Below are 22,786 nucleotides of genomic sequence, written 5' to 3' on the forward strand. Positions count from 1 at the left end.
TAAGAGCTAATTGGGAGCAACGTGATTTTGTGATGTCGGACTTTAAAGTAGCGATCGCTTCGGTGCATTCTGATGAATATTTCCGCTCTCTGGTAAATGGGACACTAACACCGCAAAGTCTGATTCACTTGGGGAGGGGTTTTCTTCCAGAGCGATCGCTACAGCTTGTTTTATTTTCTCTGGTTTCTTGACTAAGCGAAGTAACGGACGAGCCTGACGCTCATTTTTGATGTGTCCCCCCAACTCGCCAACTTTGTCTATGACCTTTTTACCTCCTAGCAGTTGGTTGATTCGTCGGTATCGACCCCAGGCGTATAATGCAATTCACGCTGGCAGTATTCTTCAAAGCTTTTATAGCCAGCTTGCAGGTAAAATTGGTTCTTGGCAACTTTTGGTGATCAATAGTGGGCTAGTTTATGCAGAGGGCAGAAGGAAGAAAAAATAAAATGACAGAAAGCCTTGTGGTATAAGGTTTACAGAATCTCTACATCACAAGAAAAGTCTTCAAGTTGGATCTGGATCTTTGTCACAAGTTCTACGACGACAGGCAAAATCTCAAAACCCTTCTGCCTCCCGCCTTAAAGCGCGTAACTTTTCATCATCGTCAAAAGCTGACAAGAACCGTAAAATTGTGTTATTCAAACTCAGTAGATATGCTGAAATATTCAATTCGAATATTACTTAATTATTTGAAGTATTGGGAAATGCCCGTATTGAATTAAATCATCCCGTATTTATGCAACGCCTTTTTTTAATAAGAGAGTCTACAAAAAGTATTAAATTGGCTATATCTACTCAGGTAAAAGGTAAGTTCTACGAGTATGTTATTTAGAACCAAAGCCAGTCAAATTGCTAAAGGCTTTAAGAATCACCAGAAAGCTAAACTAACTTTCACCGTAGTGCCAATAGGAGCTAGCCATTGCTATGTATTCATGGCATTGATACTCAGCTTGATAAATTTTGGCTGTACTAACACCTCAAAATCTGACCAATCCTCTGTTGTCGAGTCCTCTTCTGAAAGTAAAGTCTTGAAAGTATGGTGGGATAAAGGCTTTACTGTAGAAGAAGATGAAGCGCTACAACAAATCGTTAGTAACTGGGAAAAACAAACTGGCAAAAGAATCAAGCTTTCTTTTTTTACCAACGATGAGCTACCAAAGAAAACGAAAAGGGCAATAAAAGCTGGCAATCCGCCTGATATCTTGGTTGGTTACAATGCAAAAACAGAGTTGAATCCACGACTTGCCTGGACAGACCAATTAGTAGATGTCTCTGATGTAATTGAACCAGTCAAAAGTTCTTATCCTGAGACAACACTAGAAGATGTTCACTATTACAATAATGTCGCTAAAAAACGGAGTTACTATGCAGTCCCCCTTCATCAAGGGACAATTCAAATTTTCTACTGGCGAGACTTATTAAAGCAAGTAGGTCGGAGTGAAAGCGATATCCCCAAAGATTGGGATAAATTTTGGGAGTTTTGGAAGCAAGTGCAAGATGACTTGCAAGCAAAGCAAAAACAACTGCAACAGAATATTTACGGGTTGGGTTTTACTTACTCCATTGGAGCTTCTGACACTTACTATATGTTTGAGGAGATTTTAGAAGCATACGATGTCCAACTTCTAGACTCCAAAGGTCAACTCCTCATTGATGACCCTAAAGTGCGTCAAGGTATTATTAAGGGCTTAGAGTGGTATGCAAAATTTTATCAACAGGGATACGTACCCCCAGATGCGATAAATTGGTTAAATCCAGACAATAATCGCAACTTGTTAAACCGTGCTGTGGTTATGACACCCAATACGACCCTAGCGATTCCTATTGCTGTGCGTCAAGATCGTGATACCTACCTTAACAAACTTGGGACTCTAGAATTTCCTAATAAACCTAATGGCAAACCTATGCGCTACTTAGTCCTCTATAAAGAAGCAGTTCTGTTTGCTAAGTCTAAAAACCAGAAAATAGCCAAGAGTTTTCTTGGTTATTTAATCCAACCAGAGATAATGGGAAGTTACCTTAAAGCTACTGGAGGTCGTAATTTCCCAGTACTTAAGTCTGTCTGGAAAGATCCTTTTTGGACAGACCCAAGCGACCCGCACATTTCGGTTGTGGCAAAGACATTAATCACGCGCCAAACGCGCTCATATTACAGTGCCCAAAACCCTGCCTACTGCATAGTTTTAGAGGAAAATGTTTGGGGCAAAGCTCTCCAACGAATACTTGTAGATCATATCACCCCAGAGCAATCAGCAGATGAGGCAATTAACCGAATCAAGCAAATTTTTGCTCAATGGAATTAAGTCAGAAAAAAGGTAACTTTAATTATATAAACTTATTTGTTGCTAACATCAAAAATATATTTCTTGCATAAATGGTAGATAAAAAGGTAATAAGTTTTATATCAACATTAGCAGCGCTAACTTTTGCTAAATGTCTGTTGGATTTCAAACCTGAAAACTTCTCGTGTTTTTTCTCGGTTATTTTCCTTTGAGTCGCAAAGTGACCATAACTTATGAAGTTCTGGAATCAGCACCTGACCACTAAAGTTGCCAGTTCATTCTTGCTCTTGTCACTGGTAAGCGTTGCTGTGGTTGGAGGAGTTGCCTTTATCAAAGCGAGGGAGGCTTTAAAGCAAGCTGCCTTTGATCGACTCAATGTAACTGCAACACTTAAGGAGGAAGAAATAACTCGGTGGTTTGAAGATCAACAGCGAGATTTTCTACTTGCAACTCAATCTACAGACGTACAAGCGCATCTTAAGATACTCCTAACTAGTGAAAAAAGTAACGCAAATTATCAGGCCGCTTACACTGTTGTCTCTAAATATTTAATTAGAGTCGTCAGACTTAAACCTAATCTCAAAGAAATTTTCATTCTCGATCGCAGTAATCGAATTATTCTATGCACTGACAAAAAGCGTGAAGGTCAGTATGAAATTTTAGGCAACATTACTTATATTGAGCAGGTTGAACCAGGAGATGCTTTTAACCCAAATTTCTACGTTTCACCGTTGACTGGTAAACCATCAGTTACCTTGGCAACATCTTTGCGTAACACCGCAGGGGTAAGACAAGGTGTGATTTTAGCTCATCTGAACCTAGACCGAATTGATAATATCGTTCGGGAACGCACAGGTTTGGGTAAAAGCGGCGAAACTTATTTAGTTGGCTCCTTAATAACTAAAAACACCTTTATTTCCAAACCGCAAGTCAACACGCAAGACTTTCCTGAAGGAATTAGCAGTCAAGGGATTGATGAGGCAATGAGTGGAGTCAGAGGCTTTGGGCTTTATCGCAACTATGCTGGAGTGCCAGTTATTGGAATGTATCGCTGGCTTAACGATCAAGATTTGTCTTTACTGGTAGAAATGCATCAAGAAGAAGCCTTTGCCCCTGCTCGTCAACTGGCAGCGACTATTGTATTAGTAGGGTTAGTGTGTGTGGGAGGATTATTGATCGGAGTTTCTTGGCTGACGCGACAGTTGAAAATCTCTCGCGAACAGTTAGAAAATTACAGCTACCAATTGGAGGTGAAAGCCCAAGAAGCCGAAACTGCCAACCGTACCAAAAGCGAATTCCTGGCAAACATGAGCCACGAACTTCGCACTCCCCTCAATAGCATCCTTGGCTTTACCCAACTCATAACGCGCGATCGCTCTATCAATCCTTCCCATTTGGAACATTTAGAAATTATAAGTCGCAGTGGCGAGCATTTGCTGACCTTGATCAATGATGTGTTGTCAATGTCCAAAATTGAGGCAGGTCGAACAACATTGAATGAAAATAGTTTTGATTTGTATTCTTTGCTTGACTCGCTCCAAGAAATGCTGCAAATAAAAGCAGAATCTAAGGGATTACAACTGATATTTGAGCGTAGTCCCAAAGTTCCCCAATTTGTGCATACAGACGAAAGTAAATTGCGTCAAGTCTTAATTAACCTTCTTGGTAACGCTATCAAATTTACTCAATTCGGTGGTGTTAGTTTGCGCGTGAGAGAGAAGACTGAAAATTTGGAAACTTCTAATCCTCAATTATCAATCTTCAGTCACCTTCATTTTGAAATAGAAGATACTGGTCTTGGCATTGCACCAGATGAACTGGACAATTTATTTAAACCATTTGTCCAAACAGAAGCCGGTCGCATATCTCAACAAGGGACAGGTCTGGGTTTAACTATTAGCCAACAATTTGTGCGCCTCATGGGTGGTAACATTACTGTTAGCAGTACTTTAGGTCAAGGAACAATTTTTGCTTTTGAAATCAAAATTAGCCCAGCAGAAATAACTGAAGTTCAAACTCGACAGTTATATCAGCGAGTAATTGGTCTAGAGGCTAATCAACCGAAATACCGAATCTTAGTAGTAGAGGATAAATGGGAGAATCGCCAACTCCTAGTCAAAATGCTTGCATCGCTTGGCTTCGAGGTGCGTGAAGCTGAAAATGGTAAACAAGGAGTAAGCATCTGGGAAACCTGGGAACCGCATTTAATTTGGATGGATATGCGGATGCCAGTGATGGATGGGTATGAAGCCACCAAACAGATCAAGGCTCATTTAAAAGGTCAGGCTACCGTGATCATTGCTCTGACTGCTAGTGCCTTTGATGAAGAACGAACTGTGATTTTATCTACAGGCTGTAACGATTTTGTGCGTAAGCCCTTCCGAGAAGAAGTAATTTTGAAAAAAATGGCGAAATATTTAGGGGTACGTTATGTCTATGAGCAAGAAGCACCTAAACAAGTCCAATTAGCAGAAAGTTCTGACCTTGAGCTTTTCTCATTAGAAAAAGAGTTGGCTAAAATGCCCTCTGAGTGGATAGCACAGTTACACCAAGCGGCACTACGTACAGATGAAAAGTTGATTTTCAGCCTGATTGAGCAAATTCCTGAAGAATCTGCACCTCTGACTAATGCCCTAACTGATTGGGTCAATAACTTTCGCATTGATAAAGTCATTGATTTAACACAACCAGAACAAAATGGATAAAAATCAGGTTCAGCCACCCAAAGCAAATATTCTACTTGTTGATGATACTCCAGACAATCTGCGACTTTTATCTGCCATGCTAACTCAGTTGGGGTATGAAATTCGCAGAGTAATTAACGGGCAAACAGCTTTAAAAACAGCGCAAGCTGCCCCACCCGATTTAATTTTGCTCGACATCATGATGCCAGATATGAATGGCTATGAAGTCTGTCAACATCTGAAAGCTTCAGAGAAAACTCGCGACATCCCAGTGATTTTTATCAGTGCTTTGGATGAAGTACTCGACAAAGTTAAAGCCTTTGCCGTCGGAGGAGTGGATTACATCACCAAGCCGTTTAGTGAAGAAGAGGTTTTTGCCCGTGTTGAGAATAATTTGACTATTCGCAGGCTGCAAACGCAACTCACGGAGCAAAATGTACGTCTGCAACAGCAAATTATCCTTAGCGAAGCCTCCCAAAAAGCTCGCCAAAAAGCAGAGTCAGCACTGCGACTCAGCCAGTTTTATTTAGACAAATTTAAATATCCTATCTATTTTGTGAATTCAAATGCCCAGTTTGTATATGTGAATGAAGCAGCTTATCGTACTCTGGGGTATACCCACGAACAATTGCTAAGTATGACTGTTCATGATATTGACCCAAATTTTCCAGCAGTTACTTGGCAGTCAAAATGGCAAGAATTTAAATATAAAAACTCTTTCACTTTTGAATCTACTCACCTTACTCAAGATGGTCGAGAAATAAGCGTGGAAATAACCATCAATTATCTGGAGTTCGACGGTCAAGAATATCATTGTGTGAGTGTCAGCAATATTTAAACTTGCTAACAGGGTTAAGATCGCCAAAGCTGAGTGATTGGGTTTTAGGAATTTAGATTGAATAGGCGATCGCACAATATGGTTCAGATAAACTTTTTTCTCCTCCCCTGCTTCCCCTGCTTCCTCTGCTCCCCCTGCCTGTCTCAACGAATAAATTTCCTAACTGAACCGTATTGGGCGATCGCAACTTTAGTCTACGAGAAATAGGCGTTTTCAGGCATTCAGGAACAAAAACGCAAAATTGGGGCGATACGAAAGGATGAAATTAATCATCTTGCCGAAAAGGTTAATATGACCTTTTCAGACGTTTACTGACCTATTTTACATAAATTTAACTACACTTTTTTGAAAAATCCCTTACTACCTAAGACTTTTTCATGCTTAGAAAACTGGGTGATTATCTTAAATTAAATGCAGGGTTACATCAACCCCAAACAAAATTTCAATAAGGATAGAAGTCATATCTTTATCAGATGAACTGCGAAAAAGATTTTTTTAATAGTTGATGAGAAAAATAACTCTTTAAAGAGTTGCTTTTGTAACTGCAAATTTACAGTAAGGATTTACAACAAGTATGAATCTAACCAAGAATGAAATGGAATATGAAAATGCAGTTTTGGACGATCAAGACGTTCAAGAGAGTTTAAAAAGTATCAACGCTAAATTTGGTGATTTTTGCACCCGTGTAGCAGGTGAAGCGTGGGGTCTGCCTTTAATCGACCAAAAAACAAAAGCTCTAATTACAATCGCAGTAGATGTTGTGAATCAAAATCAAGTAGGCCCAGGTAGTCCGTTCGGAGCACATGTACAAATGGCTCTCAAGCAAGGAGCCACTGTTGCAGAGATAGAAGAACTCCTTTTATTTATGTGCGTTTATGGGGGTTTCAATAAGGTTGCTGGTTGCTTTGGTAGCCTCAATGAGATTCTTAGTTCCCAAACTTAATATTTCGCCTCAATTAAGACAAAAAATGTGGACAAAGGAGAGCAGCAATGATGTTAACAACTAGAAAAGCCGATTATGCAATCCGCGATCAAAAAGGTAAAGTAGCCTTTTATGTGCTTTTGTGGAAACGGAGAGGAATTTCCCTAGAACTTTTCGATGATTACTGGAGAGATGTTCATGGCCCAGTCTGCGCGCGATTACCAAGTCAGCACCAATACTGGCAGTTCCATCTGTCTCAAAATGAAGGTGGTTTATGGCCAACTATTAAAGGTATTGAGTATGTTTGTCCTGAAGAAGATCAGTTTAATGGCATTGCTGAATTAACCTTTGAGTCAGAAGCAGAACGTAATATCTGGTTTAAATCTGCTGCCATTCTCATGGATGACGAGCACAATATATTTAGCAAAGCGATCGGTTATAACTCTAGCTCTGACAATTCTAAAACCTATATTGATAGCATTCCCTCAGGAGATCCCAACGGCAAACTGAATCTGATTAAGTTCCACGTTATGGTGAAGAAATCTGACGCTGTGAGCGTGGAAGCTTTCCGCAGATATATGACAGATAGCTTTGCACCATCTGTTATCCAAAGTGATTCTGTCCTCAAGTTCCGGCTGCATTTATTTGAGGAAGTAGATAATTCCCGCCCAGATGCGGCTGGGGTATCTCATTATGAATCTTCAGACAAGCAGTATCAAGCTGCCTTTGAAATTGCCTTTGCCAATCCTCTGGAAATGGAAACATTCTTTGCCTCTAAAGAATATGCTACTGCTGTTAAAGACCAGATTCAGTACGTTCAGCGTATTTTACCATTTCCAGAACGAACTGCTTACACTTTTGTTTACGACGGCAAGATGACGCTGGCGGGTCAACGGAGTTCTACAGTTGCAGAACTGATCGCAAATATCGGCGCAACCAATCAACTAAAGGAGGACGTAGTTTGTCTTATGCTCGAACAAAAACTTATATCTAACTCGAATGGTTTAAGCAATGGTTCCCAAAACGCTGCAAGCACATTCATTAATAAACGTACTAATTACTATAAAGATTTGGCAGCAGATTATTCTCGTCCGGGGCTTGTAACTGCTTATGTAGCGAAAAAACTGATTGAAGATGCTGAAAAGTTTGTTGGAATGAAAGAAAGGATATTGCCACAGATCAGTCCTAATTATACTGTTGAACAGATTGAACAAGAGAATAAAGAATGGTGGCCAACCCATTGTGAGGCATTAAGGCAGGGACGAGGCGATATTTTAACCGGTGAATATCGTGAAGATTTGGTTTATTTTTGCCAGGATGGGCCCTATCAAGGGTTAGCACAGCAAAAAGAGCGCGAACAACATTGGTGGGCATTAATTGCTCAACCAGGTGTAACAATGTGTTGGCCAATCGTCATGTTTCATGGTGAAGTTACCTTCTTTGAATGGAAGTGTGTAGATGATGAAACCAACGAAACACTTGCTAAGGGAAATGTTACTTGGATTCGCCGTGGTCATAGAGGCGGATGTTACCTTAAAACTGAGCAATTGACTTTCTACCGCGATGTTTTTGCTCCTAGTGGATTATTGAAACTGATCGCTACAGCTTAGGATGACAGACAAGCGGGTATACAAAAATTTGCAAGAGTTGGAACTGCAAATTTAAAAAATATTAACCCGAATGGTTACTTTGTGACTCGTGTAGATCGTGAAATATGTAGTCTGCCATTAATTGACCAAAAGACTAAAGCGGTGATTGCGATCGCAGTTGATATTGTCAACCAAAATCATCAAGCTTCCAGTAATCCTTTTACAAAACATATAAACATAGCTCTCAAATAGGGAGCTACTCACGAAGAAATTGCAGACATTCTTTTGTTCATGTGCGTTTACGCAGGATTCAATAAAGTCGCAGGCTGCTTCGGCATCCTTAATAAGATTTTTGAAACAAGGAAAAAGGTAATGACAACAGCAATGAGAAGAGTTGATTACTCAATCCGCGACCAAAAAGGCAAGTTAGCCCTCTATCTTTTGTTATGGAAACGCAAAGGCATTTCCCAAGAACTTTTCGATGACTACTGGAGAAACGTACATGGCCCCCTCTGTGCCCGCCTTCCCGGACAGCATCAATACTGGCAGTTTCACCTAGCTAAAAATGAAGGTGGCATTTGGCCGAAAGTTGCTGAGGTAGATTACACCTGTACTGAAGAAGAGCAGTTTACTGCAATTGCCGAATTAACTTTTGAGACAGAAGCTGAACGCGATATATGGTTCAAATCTGCCGCCATTCTCATGGATGACGAGCATAACATATTCAGCAAAGCAATTGGTTACATAACTAATTCTGGCAATTCTAAAACCTATATTGATAGTATCCCTTCAGGAGATCCCAACGGAGAACTAGGTGTAATTAAGTTCCATGTCATGGTGAAGAAATCTGATGCTGTGAGCGTGGAAGCTTTTCGCAGATATATGACAGACAGCTTTGCACCAGCTGTTATCCAAAGTGATTCTGTCTTAAAATTCCGACTGCATTTGTTGGAGGAAGTAGATACTTCTCGCCCAGATGCACCTGGAGTATCTCATTATGAAGCCCCAGAGAAGCAGTATCAAGCTGCCTTTGAAATTGCTTTTGCTAATCCTCTAGAAATGGAAACATTCTTTGCCTCTAAAGAATATATTGCTGCTGTTAAAGACCAGGCTAATTACATACAAAGGCTTTTACCATTTCCAGAGCGAACTGCTTACACCTTTGTTTATGACAGCAAGATGACTCTAGCAGGTCAATGTAGTTCTAATGTTGCGGATTTGATTATGAAAGTAGGTGCGACAAATCAACTTAAGGAGGACGTAGTTTCTCTAATGAACGGCAAACAAAATAAACAGAATGGTAAGTCTGGATTAGGTCATTACTTGCAAGGTGTACAACATTTTGGAATCACTGTTTATGACATGCCAAAATCTTTAGAATTTTACCTTGAAGTATTGGGAGGTAAAGTCGCTATTGGTGGAAATGGATTTTACGGCGAAGCATTGCACAATTTGATGTTTCAAAAAGAGGAGGTTGAAGCCATTGAAAAAGGAATCAATCCAAAGTCTCTAGGAGTTGCCAACATTAGAGATGGTTCAGACATGTCTTTAGATGTCAGATTCATTTCTTTTGGCAATACAGTAGTTGAAATCATTCATTTCCGAGATGCTAAGTTAACACTTGCTGCACCGAATGCTTTTGAAAAAATACCTTCCTCTGTTGGTTACACCAATGCACCACACCTTTCCTTCTATGTGAAAGATGATGTAGATATTGATGCCTTTGCGAAAGAATTAGAAGAGGAATGTCAAAGACGAGGGCTGACTGAGGTAGTTGTTAATCGTATTATTCGGGCTAACTCGGCAGAAGAAATGAAAAAACTTGCTCCCCAATTTGCCAAGACAGATTTTACTGGCGATTTTGAAGGATGGGCACTATTCTACTGCAAAGGGCCAAATGGGGAACAATTAGAATTCAACCAAGTTACTCGTAAAGCCAAAGAAAACTTTACTAGAGCAGAGGCAGAATATAACCAAGCTAATGGGACAAATTATTGGTTTTTAAATTCTCAGAAACCAAAATCAAATGCTCAGGGGCTTTACGCTACATACAGTGTTCCCGTTAATGCTCCTTTAGAAACTGTTTGGGATGTTTTGATGGACAAAATACAAAACCCCCAACCATATATTCCCCATGTAGTTGAAGAACTGAAGATTTTAGAAATATATGACAATGGCATTCTCCGCGAAATTAGAACGCCGGGAATGCACATGAAAGAAAGAGTCATTGTAGACAAGCAAGCTGGAAAAATAACATTCACTGTGGTGGATCATCCACTGTTTACTGGTGAATTGAGTAACCAGGTGACACTACCTTCTAATGGTAATTCTGGGTCTTTGCCAATTCTAACTTACACAATAAATTTGCAGCCTATTAGTGACAAAGCCCTCGCGCAAGTAGAAGCCCAATGGTTTATTAAAGCTGCTCAACCAGAAGCGATCGCTCAAGCTGCTCAACATCTAAAACATATCATTGAAAGTAAAAATAATCAGGAGAAAAAAACAATGGTAGTCGCACCTTCACAGACATTTGTTGGTACAAAATCTGAAATTGTCCGGCGGATGTTTCAAGCTGGCGAATCGATGAATGTAGAAAACTTCGTTAAGTTCTACACCGAAGATGCCCACTATCAATTCAGCAACTTCCCCGTTGCTTATGGCCCACAAGGTATTAGAGACTCTTCTGTTAGTTTCCTAGAAACGGTTGCCAAAGTTTACCACCATATTAAAAATATGTGGGAAGTAGGAAACACAGTTGTTTGTGAAATGGATGTCACATACATTCGCCATGATGGTAAAGTTTTTACACTTCCTTGCTGCGACACAATTGTTTTTAAAGGCGATAAAGTCCAAGAACTGCGGATTTATATGAATATCGATCCGGTATTCGTCTTTGATAACAATGAAACACAGCCAAAAGCTGCTACATCTAGTGGTTCATTGACGAAAACGCTGGAAAAAATGTATGAGGCTTTACACGCCGAAAATTGGGATCAATTTATGTCGTTCTTTACCCCCAATTTACTTTACAAAATCGGTGCAAATGACCCTGTAATTGGGCCAGAAGCCTGTCGAGATTTATTAAGTCATATTTATAAAACTCTCAAACTCACAACCCACAATACACGAGGAATTTGGGAGATTGGCAATACCATTATTTTAGAAATGGATGCTAATTATATCCATAAACAAGACAAACGATTTGTTCAAGTTCCTTGCGTCGATATCTATCGTTTTGATGGCGATAAGATTTACGAATGGCGAGTTTATCCAGATGCATCTGCAACAGGTGTGCAGATTTAAAAGTTATCTAATGTAGCAGTCCTAATTTATTTGTGAAATCTTCTCTTTCTTTTACTCTTTGCGCCCATTGCAGTTTATTTAGGACTTACGCAAAAATTGCTTAAAAGCTTAACTTATCGAACCGCCAAGACGCCAAGAACGCCAAGAATCGTAGAGTTTGCGTAAGTCCTATTATTAAGAAAATACTTTTCACAACTCAAATAGGATTGCTACATAGCAATAGCGAATATACCCACATTCCTTTCCCCTTCAACCAAAAATTGTCCGGTGTATCTCGATAATCGAACAGCCAAAAATTCCACTACAAATTCTTGAATACAAGTTAACTAAAAGCAATAAACTTATATGACACATCCAATCGGTTCTATACCAATCCATTCTCCCAACGAACCAAATCATTCAGACCAGCCAGATCATGCTCACTCGTCCGAGCATCAAACTTCAAATGGTATTCAATCCCTCAATACACTTGGATTTGTCGATGACTACTTATTTGTTCCCCAAGATGCTCCATTAAATGAACGTCCAGCACTTTATACCTCTGGTGATTTATACACGCTTTTAGCAACATCACAAGAAACTAATTTTGCTTTCAATGCATTTGATTTCTTTGTTCCGCCAGGAGGTGGGCCACCACCACACATCCATAATTACGAACATGAGGCTTTTTTTGTCGAAGAAGGAAGTGTTAATTTCTTTTTAGGTGATGAAGCTGGGGTTCCAGGAAGCGACAAATTCTTTGTTTTGGATGCAGTACCTGCTGGAACCTTGATATTCGGCCCAAGATTAAGACCTCATGGATTTTCCAACCCTGACTTTACAGAGGCTAAATCAGGAACAAATAAAGGAGCGAGAATTCTTTCACTCACAACTCCTGGGGGGCTAGATTTCTTATTTGGATTTGCGGGTGAGCCAGTCAAAGATAGAAATGACCCAATTCCTGCTCCACCTCCTGGAATTAACCCTGCATTTATCGAATTTGGGCAGCGAACTGGTTATCGTGGCGAATCCTTTCCTAAAGGTATAGCGTTTCCTGGGTATACACCGCGTGAAGGCACTCCCAAGTATGTTTTGGTGCTTCCAGATGATGCGCCTGCGGGGCTGGAGGAAAAGCTAAAAGCTCAAGTGGCTGGTATTGATGGGTTTAGTATTTGGACTGCAAGCGAGCGACCAAAAATTTCTGGGCCGTTTGGAGTTGAGTACACTTCTTTGACTAGTTTTGCAGAATCAGCAGACTATTTAGGTAATCATCCTTCATATAACCAATTTTCCCTTGCACCCAAAACAACTAATACCTTTGCTAGCTCCTATTTAAATAGGAATCAGGTGGTAGAGCCTACAGAATCGCTAGCAACTGGAACTGCTAATGTCCAATTAAATCAGGCAGGAGAGCTTGAATATAAATTGACAGTTACAGGTTTGGATTTTGGGGAATTAGTAGCAGATAAAACTCCCCAAACTCTTGGTAGTGAGCTAGATGATGTCATTGGGATTCATATTTATTCAGGTAAACGCGGCAGCAATGGTTCAGACGTATTTAGTATTTTAGACCCGGTTCATCAAGATGAAACGGAGTTAAGTATCACTTTGAATCCTGATAAGTCTGCCACCATTAGTGGTGTCTGGAATCTCACAGAGAAGGAAATTCCCACTACCCTGAGTGATTTCGTCAAAAATAGTGGTTTGCCAGGACAAGAGAGCGAATTCTATTTCGAGATAGATACTGAAGGAAATAAAAAAGGTGATATTCGGGGTCAAATTGCTCGTTCCACCAATGATTTTCCTACACCTATTAAAAGCGAGAACTCTGAGGTATTTTATGTTAGAGAGGGAGAATTATCTTTCAAAATCAATAATGAAGTTAGGTTGGCACAGCCAGATACTTTTGTCTATGTGGCACCAGGAAATGAGTACTCCTTTGGTAACTTTGGTACTGGAAAAGTCGAGTCGTTGGCAGTCTCAATTACACCAGCAGAACTTGAACCAGTACCTGTAGTGTCACCTTTAAAACCTCAAACTAATATCTCGCCTAAACAGCTTGTCTTCTTAAGTGATGGAGATGATTTTTATCGACCAAATAAGAGTGGTCTCCAGAACACACAGACAACTTACAATTTTCACGCCGATTACGAGACGAAAAATAACTTTAAGGGCATCGCTTCAAACCTTGTACAGGTAACACCGTCATGGCAAAGTACTAATGCTCCCTATGATTTGGACAAACTCACTGGATTGGTCTACGGACAGACTGACTTTGCTACTGGCAAATTTAACTTCAACACAGATCCAACAAAATTTGGCTTACAGGGTTTACCGACTGGCTCGATAGTGCTGCAAGGAAGCAACGACGACAAGTTGTTTGCCACTGATAACGCTAACGGTATGGTCGATTTTGAGAAACTCACATCCACATCTTCTGGTACTTACACTCTCACTGGCGGAGAGGGCAAATTTAAAGGTGCTACTGGCACGCTGAACTTCTCCGAAACTGGCAAACTCAGTACAAATCCAAGCGATCCCCTTAAAGGTGAGGCTTCAATAACTGGCTCTTTTCAAGTTCCAGGGTCGAAACCCGGTTTTCGGATTTATGCAGGTGAAGGCAATGATGAACTCTATGCTACTGAGGAAGACCGCGTATTTGGCGAGGAAGGAAATGACTTGCTTGATGCCTCTAGTGGTAAAGGTTATAACCTTCTTGATGGTGGCGAAGGAAATGATATTCTCATCGCCGGTAGCAACGATCAACTTGTTGGTGGTGACGGAGACGATACCCTGATTATCTCCAAAGGTGGTGGCAATCTCCTCTACGGTGATGCTGGAGCCGATCAGTTCTGGATTGCTAATGGTAGATTACCTGATGCAGTTGCTGACACTAGGCAACAAATTGATTTCGGTCTACTACCGTTAAGCGATACCAAAAATACGATCGCAGATTTTGAACAAGGGATTGACAAGATTTACATTCAGGGAATTAGCGGTGTCTCCTCGTTTAATGACTTGAAACTACTGCCTGTCTTTGGCGATATTCGCAGTACAAGTATTATTGCTCAACCTAGCGGGATTAATGGTGAGATATCCCTAGCAAACGTGACTGGTGTTTTGTTCAACCAACTTTCAGCTGCGGACTTTGTTTTCAGCTAGAGGGAATGGCTTTTTCCCAGTTCTCGAATTAAGACACAACGAAATAACGCACCTTTTTACCAAGAAGGGGAAAAGGGGAAAGGGTAAAGGGCAAGGGAAGAAGAAAAAACTTTTCCCCACAAGGTATAGAGCAAGTATTTTTAAATGTGGAGAACAAGAAAAGAAGATTTTTGAGACACGTAGTGCGATAACTTAGCAGCGTCCATAGTTAAAACCCCTGCTTTTAAGTCACTGGTTCCCTTTCTCCTTTCCCCTTCTTTTTCATTCAGTTTAGGGTTTACGCAAGAATTTTGTGAAGCGAATAGTCCTATTAGTATTAACTCGGAATTAAGAGCAAAAATGACTACCATCAGCGAAGAAGCTAATCTACTTACCGTGATCAACGTCTTCACAGTTGAAAATCCTCAAGAGCAGCAGTTTTTAGTCGATCACCTAGTAAGTAACATCGAAAAAGCTAAAAAGCAAGAGGGTTTGATATCTGTGAATATCCACAAAAGCTTGGATGGCACACGAGTTATAAATTATGCTCAGTGGAGCAGCAAGGAAGCATTAGAAACGGCTCTGAAAAGCCAAGAATTTATGGCTCCTGTAGAGAAAGCTGTAGAATTCCCTCACGATTTTCACTTGTACGAAGTCGTCTTTACAACACAACCATAGCGATCGCATTTTTTCAAAGGTGTAAGGGTACAGGGATGTACGAGAAACACTTGCTCATAATCTTTGTTTCCTTACCCAGTACTCCCCTAACTCTTCACTAATGATACAAGAAATTTTATGGTCACTAAGACTGCAACAGATTCCCGGCGTTGGCTGGCGCTGATCCTGCTGTGTGCGACACAGTTTATGTTCGTACTTGATGTATCAATTATTAATGTTGCTCTGCCCTCAATGCAGTCAGCGTTCGATTTTTCACAACAGAACCTCCAATGGGTGATTAACGCCTATACACTTGCCTTTGGTGGCTTTCTCCTACTCGGTGGTCGTGCAGGAGACTTACTCGGTCATCGTCGCGTTTTCATCGTTGGACTGACTCTATTTTCTTTAGCCTCACTGATGGGTGGTCTTGCAACTTCTGGAGCTATGCTGATTACAGCACGTAGTCTTCAAGGTTTAGGCGCTGCCCTTAGCTCTCCGACGGCGTTATCGATTCTTACCATGACCTTCACTGAAGGCTCGGAACGCAACCATGCTTTAGGAGTTTGGGGGGCTACGGGTGCATCAGGTGGCGCAGCTGGTGTACTTTTGGGTGGAATACTGACTGGGATGCTGGGTTGGGAATGGGTGCTATTTGTCAACGTACCGATCGCTGGTGCAGCAGTTCTGTTAGCTCCAATATTTTTGAATGAGACTGTCACGGAAAAAGATTCTCAGCAATTCGATTTAGCAGGCGCTTTCTGTAGTACAACAGGGTTAATTCTGCTTGTCTTCACAATCGTGAACGCTGAAGGGCACTTGGTGCAGACACTTGGATTACTCTGGCTGTGTGTGTTACTTTTCGCTGGTTTCATTATTATTGAGCTGCGATCGCCTGCGCCACTAGTGCCGTTACGAATCTTCCGTCTACGTAATCTCACCGGAGCCAACCTTGTCACTTTGGTTCATGGCACTGGGCCGTTGTGTACCTTGTTCTTTATTTCACTCTATCTCCAGCAGGTGCTAGGCTTGTCGGCACTCGACTCAGGACTCGCCTTCTTACCTTTTGCGTTGGCTGGTGGTGCTTCCTCTGGGTTTGCCTCGGTGCTGGTGAATCGGTTCGGTGTCAAACCTGTTTTGACAGCCGGGATGCTTTTAATGTCCCTTGGTCTGGTACTCTTCGCCCAAGTTGCTGTCGGTGGCAGTTATTTAATCCATGTGCTACCTGCTTCGCTCATTGTCGGTGCTAGCGCTGGTCTTTCCTTTGTGCCGTTAACTATTGCTGCTTTCATGTCGGTCAAAGCTGAAGATGCCGGACTAGCCTCCGGGTTGCTGGCTACTAGTCAGCAGGTAGGTGCTGCTATAGTTCTGGCGTTGCTAGTAGCAGTTGCTAGCGCTCACACTAAAGGAATTATTGCGGCGCAAGGTGAATCACCAGCAGTATTGGCAAGCGCGTTGACTCAAGGCTTTCAGTCTGCTTTCTACCTCGGTGCTGGTTTAGTGGCACTGGGTGCGATCGCCGCATTTTTAGTTATCCAACAACGAATCAAACACTCCCGTCTTGATTAGCGCCTCCTCATATTTCGCTGACAAGAAACAGAACAAATCTCCAGTCTGCATTTATCAACAAATTGGCATTCAATACATACAAATAATTAAGAAGTGAGCTAGCTATGACTACTGATTTGAAAGGAAAAATTGGTGTACTTATTGAAGAACATTTCGACCAAACTGAATTTCGCAAATTCAATGAGTACTTTCCTCAACAAGGCTATGAAGTAGAATACATTTCTCATTTGTGGGGCAATCCACAATTAACATTCGGCTCAAATCCCGATAACGGTGAAGTTGAAGATCATGTAGTTGTAACCACAGAAGTTAACGATATAGATCCATCTGACTACAAAGGAATTATTTGTATCGGCGCTTATGCTATGGATCGGCTGAGATATCAAGTTTCTGTAAAGAAAGGTCAGAAAAATCAAGCTCCGGCGGTAGTTTTTCTTAGAAAAGCAATGAATACAGATGGTGTAAAAATTGGTACAATCTGTCATTCTTTGTGGCTTTTATGTGCTGATAAAGATTTGATTCAAGGTCGCCAAGTTACCTGCGCTCACAATATTATTTGTGATGTGGAAAATGCAGGTGGTGAAGTTATTTATGAAGGTGATGCCACCGCCGATTTAGTCATTGATGGCAATTTGATAACAGGAAAACATCCAGGAGTTGTAGACCAATTTATGGAAGTTTTTCTACAAGAAATTGAAGAGCAGCAACAAAAGGTAAAAGTCGGAGCAAATGCTTGAAGGTTAGTGACTGATTACTAGGAAAGAAATTATTTCAATATTTGCTTGAGGTTTGAATACCCAATCGCCAGTACCTAATTCCCAATTCCCAATCTTGGAGATAATCCTATGGATCACATGAGTTTTTCATTTTCAGACATGATCGCTGGTTATATCACCCACTTTAACCGCAGCGAAAAATCATTTGGTATCAAAACATCAGATGGACGAGAATACCAAGCATACCTCACCCCTAGCGCCTATGGTCGGATTAGCCAAAACTTAGACGAACCTTATCTCGACTGTACTGCTCGGTTTGGTGAAATGCTCACTCCCGGTCAGCATGTGTTTGCTTATGGTGTTTTCTATCCTTATGGACAAGATTATAAATTTGACGTTAAATATCTTGTTTTTCCGGGAGATGCACCCAGTAAATATCGTCATGAAGAACCAGATTGGTGGGTCAAACAAATACGTTCAATTGCTGATTCTTATCTAAAATGGCAGTTTGGCTACCCGGAACAGCCGATTGATTATAAGGAATATCGCACTTATCTCAACTTAGCTGGTAGTAAAAAGCATGATGATTTCTTACAAGAAACTGATACAATTTCTCGCTTAGTTTATGGTTTCGCCTCAGCTTACCTATTAACTGGAGAAGACCGATTTCTAGAAGGTGCGGAAAAAGGTACTGAGTATCTGCGCCAGCACATGAGATTTTACGATCCAGATGAAGATTTAATTTACTGGTATCACGGTATTCAAGTTACAGGCAACCGAGAGCAAAAACTACTAACGTCTGAATTTGGCGATGATTATGATGCCATCCCAGCCTATGAACAAATTTATGCTCTAGCTGGCCCTATCCAAACTTATCGCATAACTGGTGATCGCCGCATTCTTAAAGATGCAGAGATGACCATCGATTTGTTTGATCGCTTTTTCTTAGATAAAGATGGCGTTGGTTATTTCTCTCACATCGACCCCTTAACTTTAGACCCGCGTGCAGAATCCCTTGGTGCAAATCGCGCCCGCAAAAACTGGAACTCAGTAGGAGATCACGCACCAGCTTATCTAATCAATTTGTGGCTAGCAACTGGCGAACAAAAATACGCCGATATGCTGGAATACACTTTTGACACCATCGCTAAATACTTCCCAGATTACGAAAATAGCCCATTTGTCCAAGAAAGGTTTTACGAAGATTGGAGCCACGATACCACATACGGATGGCAGCAAAACCGCGCTGTAGTAGGCCACAACCTCAAAATAGCCTGGAATCTGATGCGGATGCAAAGCCTCAAACCCAAAGCTGAATATGCAGATTTGGCAAAAAAAATTGCTGCACTGATGCCAAATGCGGGTAGCGATCGCCAGCGCGGAGGCTGGTATGATGTGGTAGAGCGAACACTGGGCGAAAACGATGAACAATACCGCTTCGTTTGGCACGACCGGAAAGCTTGGTGGCAGCAAGAGCAAGCAATTTTAGCCTACTTGATTCTACACGGTATAACTCAAGAGCCGGAATACTTACGTCACGCCCGCGAAGCGTCAGCATTCTATAATGCTTTCTTCCTCGACCATGATGACGGCGGTGTTTACTTCAACGTTTTGGCCAACGGTTTGCCCTATTTGATGGGTAATGAGCGATTCAAAGGTAGCCATTCAATGAGCGGTTATCACTCAACCGAATTGAGCTATTTATCGGTAGTTTACACCAACCTACTAATTACTAAGCAACCAATCGACCTTTACTTTAAGCCACAGCCGGGAGCATTTAAAGATAACATCCTGCGGGTGCAACCAGATATTTTACCACCTGGAAGCGTGCGGATTGGTCAAGTATGGGCAAATGAGCAAGAGTATAGTGATTTTGATGCAAATGCATTAACAGTAAAGCTCCCCGATACTCAAGAACAAATAAAAATTAAAGTCCGAATTGTCCCGAATTAGTGAAATCAAAAGAACTAGGCGATCGCATAAATAAGAGTCCAAGAGTGCGATCGCTACTTTAAAAGTTAAGATGCCCCGCAGGTATCAGATTTTAGTTGGTGGACACTGCATAAAACTATTGTGTTTATTGAAATTTGAGATTAATACGCTATGACAATTAACATCGAATTGCTGCCAGTAACACTTTTAAACACGGCTGTCGATCAAGACCAGGCTGATTCGAATACACTCGCACCAATAACAGTGGTAGAAATAGTCGGTGATATAGACACCAATACAGCTCCCCTAGCTCAAGAGCGGATTCTACCACTAGCCCAACCTGAAGCCAGAATGATTCTGGAAATGACTAATGTGCCTTATATGTCCAGTGCTGGCTTAAGGATGCTGCTGTCGCTGTACCGGCAATTATCTGCTAAAGGCGGACAGATTATTTTGGTAGGACTTTCCGAAGAAATTCAGGACACAATGTCCATGACTGGATTTCTCGACTTTTTTCAGACTCGCAACACCCTTGATGAAGCCTTAGAAACTTTCAATATCAAAGTTCAGGTCAAAGACACCTAATAGCTTGTGAGAAATCTGGGTTTAGCCCTTCCTCAAGCACTAAGGTGATTACTACGAACTCCCTTTGAAGAAGAATTCAGAAGTCAGAATTTAGCAGTCAGAATTAATCAGTCGGGGATTCAGACCGGCGCAGGAATTGAAGACCTCCAAATCTCCGATTTGGAGGGGGTTTTAGACCCGTTTATTCATCCGCTTTTTCGTTCAGAATTCATACTGAATTCTGGCTCCTGACTTCTGTTTGATAAAATTACAGTACAAATAAATAACCTATCACAAAACTCCAAAAGACTTACAGTGCTGGTTTATTTATTTCATACTGCATACTTCAGCTTTTTTGTACTAGCCCGATAGGAGCTATAAATGCAGAGAATTGATATCCATCCCACCCATAGTTACGAAAACTTTAAGCTACGTCCCGGTAGTCCAATTCCTTTTGGAGCAACCTTAGTACCAGGAGGCGTTAACTTTTCTATCTTTTCCCGTCATGCCAAATCCTGTACCTTAGTACTGTTCAAAAAGTACGCCCTTGAACCAATGGCGGAAATTCCGTTTCCAGAAGAGTTTCGCATTGGTAATGTCTTCAGCATGACCGTATTTGACTTGGATTACGAAAACCTCGAATACGGCTACCGCATGGACGGGCCTTTCGACCCCAAAGAAGGACACTGGTTTGACACCAGCAAAATTCTTCTAGACCCATACGCCAAAATCATCGGTGGCAGAGATATTTGGGGAGAAAAACCCGACTGGGATAATATATATCAGCATCGATCGCGTTTAGCATTTGATGACTTTGACTGGGAAGGTGAGCGTCCATTACAAATTCCTACTGAGGATTTGATTATCTATGAGATGCACGTTCGCAGTTTTACTCAGCATCCCTCTGCTGGAGTGAAGCATCCAGGGACATTTGCCGCCATCCGTGATAAAATCCCCTATCTTAAGGAGCTAGGTGTCAACTGTATTGAGCTGATGCCCATATATGAATTTGATGAATTTGAAAACAGCCGCCCTAACCCCCAAACAGGGGAAGTACTACTAAATTACTGGGGTTACAGTACTGTCGGCTTTTTTGCGCCGAAAGCTGGTTATGCAGCTACAGGCAAATATGGGATGCAAGTTGATGAACTCAAAACGTTGATTAAAACTCTGCATCAAAATGACATTGAAGTAATTCTAGATGTTGTTTTCAACCACACAGCAGAAGGTAACGATTATGGGCCGACGATTTCCTTTCGCGGAATCGACAACAAAACCTACTATATGCTGACCCCAGAGGGTTACTACTTTAACTTTAGTGGCACTGGTAACACCCTCAACTGTAATAATCCAATTGTTCGCAATATGGTACTCGACTGTCTACGCTATTGGGCTGCTGAGTATCACATTGATGGCTTCCGCTTCGATTTGGCGGCGATTCTGGGACGTGACCCTTGGGGCGCACCACTCTCTAACCCACCACTTTTAGAAAGTCTTGCGTTTGACCCAATTCTCGCTAACTGCAAACTCATTGCTGAAGCTTGGGATGCAGGTGGTCTTTACCAAGTCGGTTCTTTTCCAGCATTTGGGCGTTGGTTAGAGTGGAATGGTAAGTACCGTGACACTATTCGTAAATTCCTTAAAGGTGAACCAGGGCTGGCGGGAGACATGGCACAGCGACTACAAGGTTCACCGGATCTCTATGCTTGGGCTGACCGTGGCCCGACAGCTTCGATTAATTTCATTACCTGCCATGATGGTTTTACGCTGATGGATTTAGTTTCATACAATGGCAAACACAATGAAGCCAATGGTGAAAATAACAACGATGGTACTAATGATAACGAAAGCTGGAATTGTGGCTGGGAAGGTCAGACTGACAATCCAGATATCAACACCTTGCGCCGACGACAGATAAAAAATGCTGTGGCTATGTTGATGGTTAGCCAAGGAGTGCCAATGATCCTCATGGGGGATGAGGTAGGACGCACACAATACGGGAATAATAATACTTATTGCCACGATAACGAACTCAACTGGCTGGATTGGAGATTATTGGAATCTCATGCAGATTTGTTTAAGTTTTTTAAAGACTGTATTGCTCTTCGTAACGCCCATCCTGTGCTGAGAAATAAATACCACTTTCGCAATGTGGATTATGTCGGCAGTGGCTATAGCGATATTACTTGGCATGGAACTCAAGCATGGAACGCTGACTGGTCTAACGAAAGTCGCATCGTGGCTTTTATGCTTTGTGGTCAACACGCTAAAGAGGGGACGGTAACTGACAATTACATATATGTGGCGATGAATATGCATTGGGAAAGTCATTGGTTTGAGATACCAGAACTTCCCCAGGAAATGCAGTGGCATGTTTGTGTTAACACTGGTGCTGCTCCTCCAGAGGAAAGTTGGGCACCAGGGACGGAACCATTACTGCAAAACCAGCACGGATTGTTTATCGGAGGTAGATCGGTAGTCATATTAGTGGGTAAATAATACAATTCGCAAGTTCTAGAGATATCAGGACTGAGGTAAAATACCTCCCAAACTCTTACTCCTCTACCTTGTGCCAATCACTACAACCTGGGGATGCCACTACGAATAGACCCA

General features: G+C 41.5%; 16 protein-coding genes. 15 read left to right on the forward strand and 1 reads right to left on the reverse strand.

Annotation, left to right across the window (positions count from 1 at the left end):
- Positions 1-42: 42 nt before the first annotated feature.
- Complete coding sequence (locus RMY00_RS19160) at positions 43-243, reverse strand: hypothetical protein (protein WP_322649053.1); 201 nt, start codon at positions 241-243, stop codon at positions 43-45.
- A gap of 16 nt (positions 244-259) precedes the next feature.
- Between RMY00_RS19160 and RMY00_RS19165 the strand changes: the two genes are divergently transcribed.
- The 15 genes from RMY00_RS19165 (at position 260) to glgX (ending at position 22,672) form a co-directional block, all read left to right on the forward strand.
- A complete protein-coding gene (locus RMY00_RS19165; RefSeq protein ID WP_322649054.1) occupies positions 260-445 on the forward strand; it encodes a hypothetical protein in 186 nt (61 codons plus the stop codon).
- Positions 446-821: 376 nt separating this feature from the next.
- Entirely contained in the window at positions 822-2,303 is a 1,482-nt protein-coding gene (locus RMY00_RS19170; RefSeq protein ID WP_322649055.1) for an ABC transporter substrate-binding protein, read from the forward strand.
- 212 nt (positions 2,304-2,515) lie between these two features.
- Complete coding sequence (locus RMY00_RS19175) at positions 2,516-4,987, forward strand: hybrid sensor histidine kinase/response regulator (protein ID WP_322649056.1); 2,472 nt, start codon at positions 2,516-2,518, stop codon at positions 4,985-4,987.
- Positions 4,980-5,804, forward strand: coding sequence for a response regulator (locus RMY00_RS19180; protein ID WP_322649057.1), 825 nt, complete (start codon positions 4,980-4,982; stop codon positions 5,802-5,804). The genes RMY00_RS19175 and RMY00_RS19180 overlap by 8 nt, the downstream gene beginning before the upstream one ends.
- A 574-nt stretch (positions 5,805-6,378) precedes the next feature.
- Complete coding sequence (locus RMY00_RS19185) at positions 6,379-6,747, forward strand: carboxymuconolactone decarboxylase family protein (protein ID WP_322649058.1); 369 nt, start codon at positions 6,379-6,381, stop codon at positions 6,745-6,747.
- A gap of 47 nt (positions 6,748-6,794) precedes the next feature.
- Positions 6,795-8,336, forward strand: coding sequence for an EthD domain-containing protein (locus RMY00_RS19190; RefSeq protein ID WP_322649059.1), 1,542 nt, complete (start codon positions 6,795-6,797; stop codon positions 8,334-8,336).
- Positions 8,337-8,417: 81 nt separating this feature from the next.
- Positions 8,418-8,567 (forward strand): hypothetical protein, encoded by a 150-nt coding sequence (locus RMY00_RS19195; protein WP_322649060.1) that lies wholly within the window; start codon positions 8,418-8,420, stop codon positions 8,565-8,567.
- 120 nt (positions 8,568-8,687) lie between these two features.
- Positions 8,688-11,618, forward strand: a complete 2,931-nt coding sequence (locus RMY00_RS19200; protein WP_322649061.1) for an AtaL-like protein — start codon at positions 8,688-8,690, stop codon at positions 11,616-11,618.
- A gap of 345 nt (positions 11,619-11,963) precedes the next feature.
- Positions 11,964-14,759 carry a CHRD domain-containing protein gene (locus RMY00_RS19205; RefSeq protein ID WP_322649062.1) on the forward strand — a complete coding sequence of 932 codons (2,796 nt, stop codon included), beginning with the start codon at positions 11,964-11,966 and terminating at the stop codon, positions 14,757-14,759.
- Between the two features lie 339 nt (positions 14,760-15,098).
- Positions 15,099-15,416, forward strand: a complete 318-nt coding sequence (locus RMY00_RS19210; protein WP_322649063.1) for an antibiotic biosynthesis monooxygenase family protein — start codon at positions 15,099-15,101, stop codon at positions 15,414-15,416.
- Between the two features lie 117 nt (positions 15,417-15,533).
- Entirely contained in the window at positions 15,534-16,961 is a 1,428-nt protein-coding gene (locus tag RMY00_RS19215; protein ID WP_322649064.1) for an MFS transporter, read from the forward strand.
- Between the two features lie 104 nt (positions 16,962-17,065).
- Positions 17,066-17,698 carry a DJ-1/PfpI family protein gene (locus RMY00_RS19220; RefSeq protein WP_322649065.1) on the forward strand — a complete coding sequence of 211 codons (633 nt, stop codon included), beginning with the start codon at positions 17,066-17,068 and terminating at the stop codon, positions 17,696-17,698.
- A gap of 108 nt (positions 17,699-17,806) precedes the next feature.
- On the forward strand, positions 17,807-19,630 hold the full coding sequence (locus RMY00_RS19225; protein ID WP_322649066.1) for an AGE family epimerase/isomerase: 1,824 nt from the start codon (positions 17,807-17,809) through the stop codon (positions 19,628-19,630).
- A 150-nt stretch (positions 19,631-19,780) separates the two neighbouring features.
- The gene (locus tag RMY00_RS19230; RefSeq protein ID WP_322649067.1) at positions 19,781-20,194 is read left to right on the forward strand and encodes an STAS domain-containing protein; all 414 of its coding nucleotides are present in this window, start codon (positions 19,781-19,783) and stop codon (positions 20,192-20,194) included.
- Positions 20,195-20,554: 360 nt separating this feature from the next.
- Positions 20,555-22,672, forward strand: a complete 2,118-nt coding sequence (gene glgX, locus RMY00_RS19235) for a glycogen debranching protein GlgX (protein WP_322649068.1) — start codon at positions 20,555-20,557, stop codon at positions 22,670-22,672.
- Positions 22,673-22,786 lie beyond the last annotated feature (114 nt).

The sequence above is a fragment of the Nostoc sp. ChiVER01 genome (assembly GCF_034531155.1).
In the GTDB taxonomy this organism is placed as follows: Bacteria; Cyanobacteriota; Cyanobacteriia; order Cyanobacteriales; family Nostocaceae; genus Nostoc.

What these genes read in the sequence shown, in the direction of transcription:
- RMY00_RS19215 (WP_322649064.1), top strand. Translation starts at nt 15,534, where the DNA reads ATGGTCACTAAGACTGCAACAGATTCCCGGCGTTGGCTGGCGCTGATC.
- RMY00_RS19190 (WP_322649059.1), top strand. Translation starts at nt 6,795, where the DNA reads ATGATGTTAACAACTAGAAAAGCCGATTATGCAATCCGCGATCAAAAA.
- RMY00_RS19220 (WP_322649065.1), top strand. Translation starts at nt 17,066, where the DNA reads ATGACTACTGATTTGAAAGGAAAAATTGGTGTACTTATTGAAGAACAT.
- RMY00_RS19205 (WP_322649062.1), top strand. Translation starts at nt 11,964, where the DNA reads ATGACACATCCAATCGGTTCTATACCAATCCATTCTCCCAACGAACCA.
- RMY00_RS19165 (WP_322649054.1), top strand. Translation starts at nt 260, where the DNA reads ATGACCTTTTTACCTCCTAGCAGTTGGTTGATTCGTCGGTATCGACCC.
- RMY00_RS19200 (WP_322649061.1), top strand. Translation starts at nt 8,688, where the DNA reads ATGACAACAGCAATGAGAAGAGTTGATTACTCAATCCGCGACCAAAAA.
- RMY00_RS19180 (WP_322649057.1), top strand. Translation starts at nt 4,980, where the DNA reads ATGGATAAAAATCAGGTTCAGCCACCCAAAGCAAATATTCTACTTGTT.
- glgX (WP_322649068.1), top strand. Translation starts at nt 20,555, where the DNA reads ATGCAGAGAATTGATATCCATCCCACCCATAGTTACGAAAACTTTAAG.
- RMY00_RS19230 (WP_322649067.1), top strand. Translation starts at nt 19,781, where the DNA reads ATGACAATTAACATCGAATTGCTGCCAGTAACACTTTTAAACACGGCT.
- RMY00_RS19170 (WP_322649055.1), top strand. Translation starts at nt 822, where the DNA reads ATGTTATTTAGAACCAAAGCCAGTCAAATTGCTAAAGGCTTTAAGAAT.
- RMY00_RS19175 (WP_322649056.1), top strand. Translation starts at nt 2,516, where the DNA reads ATGAAGTTCTGGAATCAGCACCTGACCACTAAAGTTGCCAGTTCATTC.
- RMY00_RS19185 (WP_322649058.1), top strand. Translation starts at nt 6,379, where the DNA reads ATGAATCTAACCAAGAATGAAATGGAATATGAAAATGCAGTTTTGGAC.
- RMY00_RS19225 (WP_322649066.1), top strand. Translation starts at nt 17,807, where the DNA reads ATGGATCACATGAGTTTTTCATTTTCAGACATGATCGCTGGTTATATC.
- RMY00_RS19210 (WP_322649063.1), top strand. Translation starts at nt 15,099, where the DNA reads ATGACTACCATCAGCGAAGAAGCTAATCTACTTACCGTGATCAACGTC.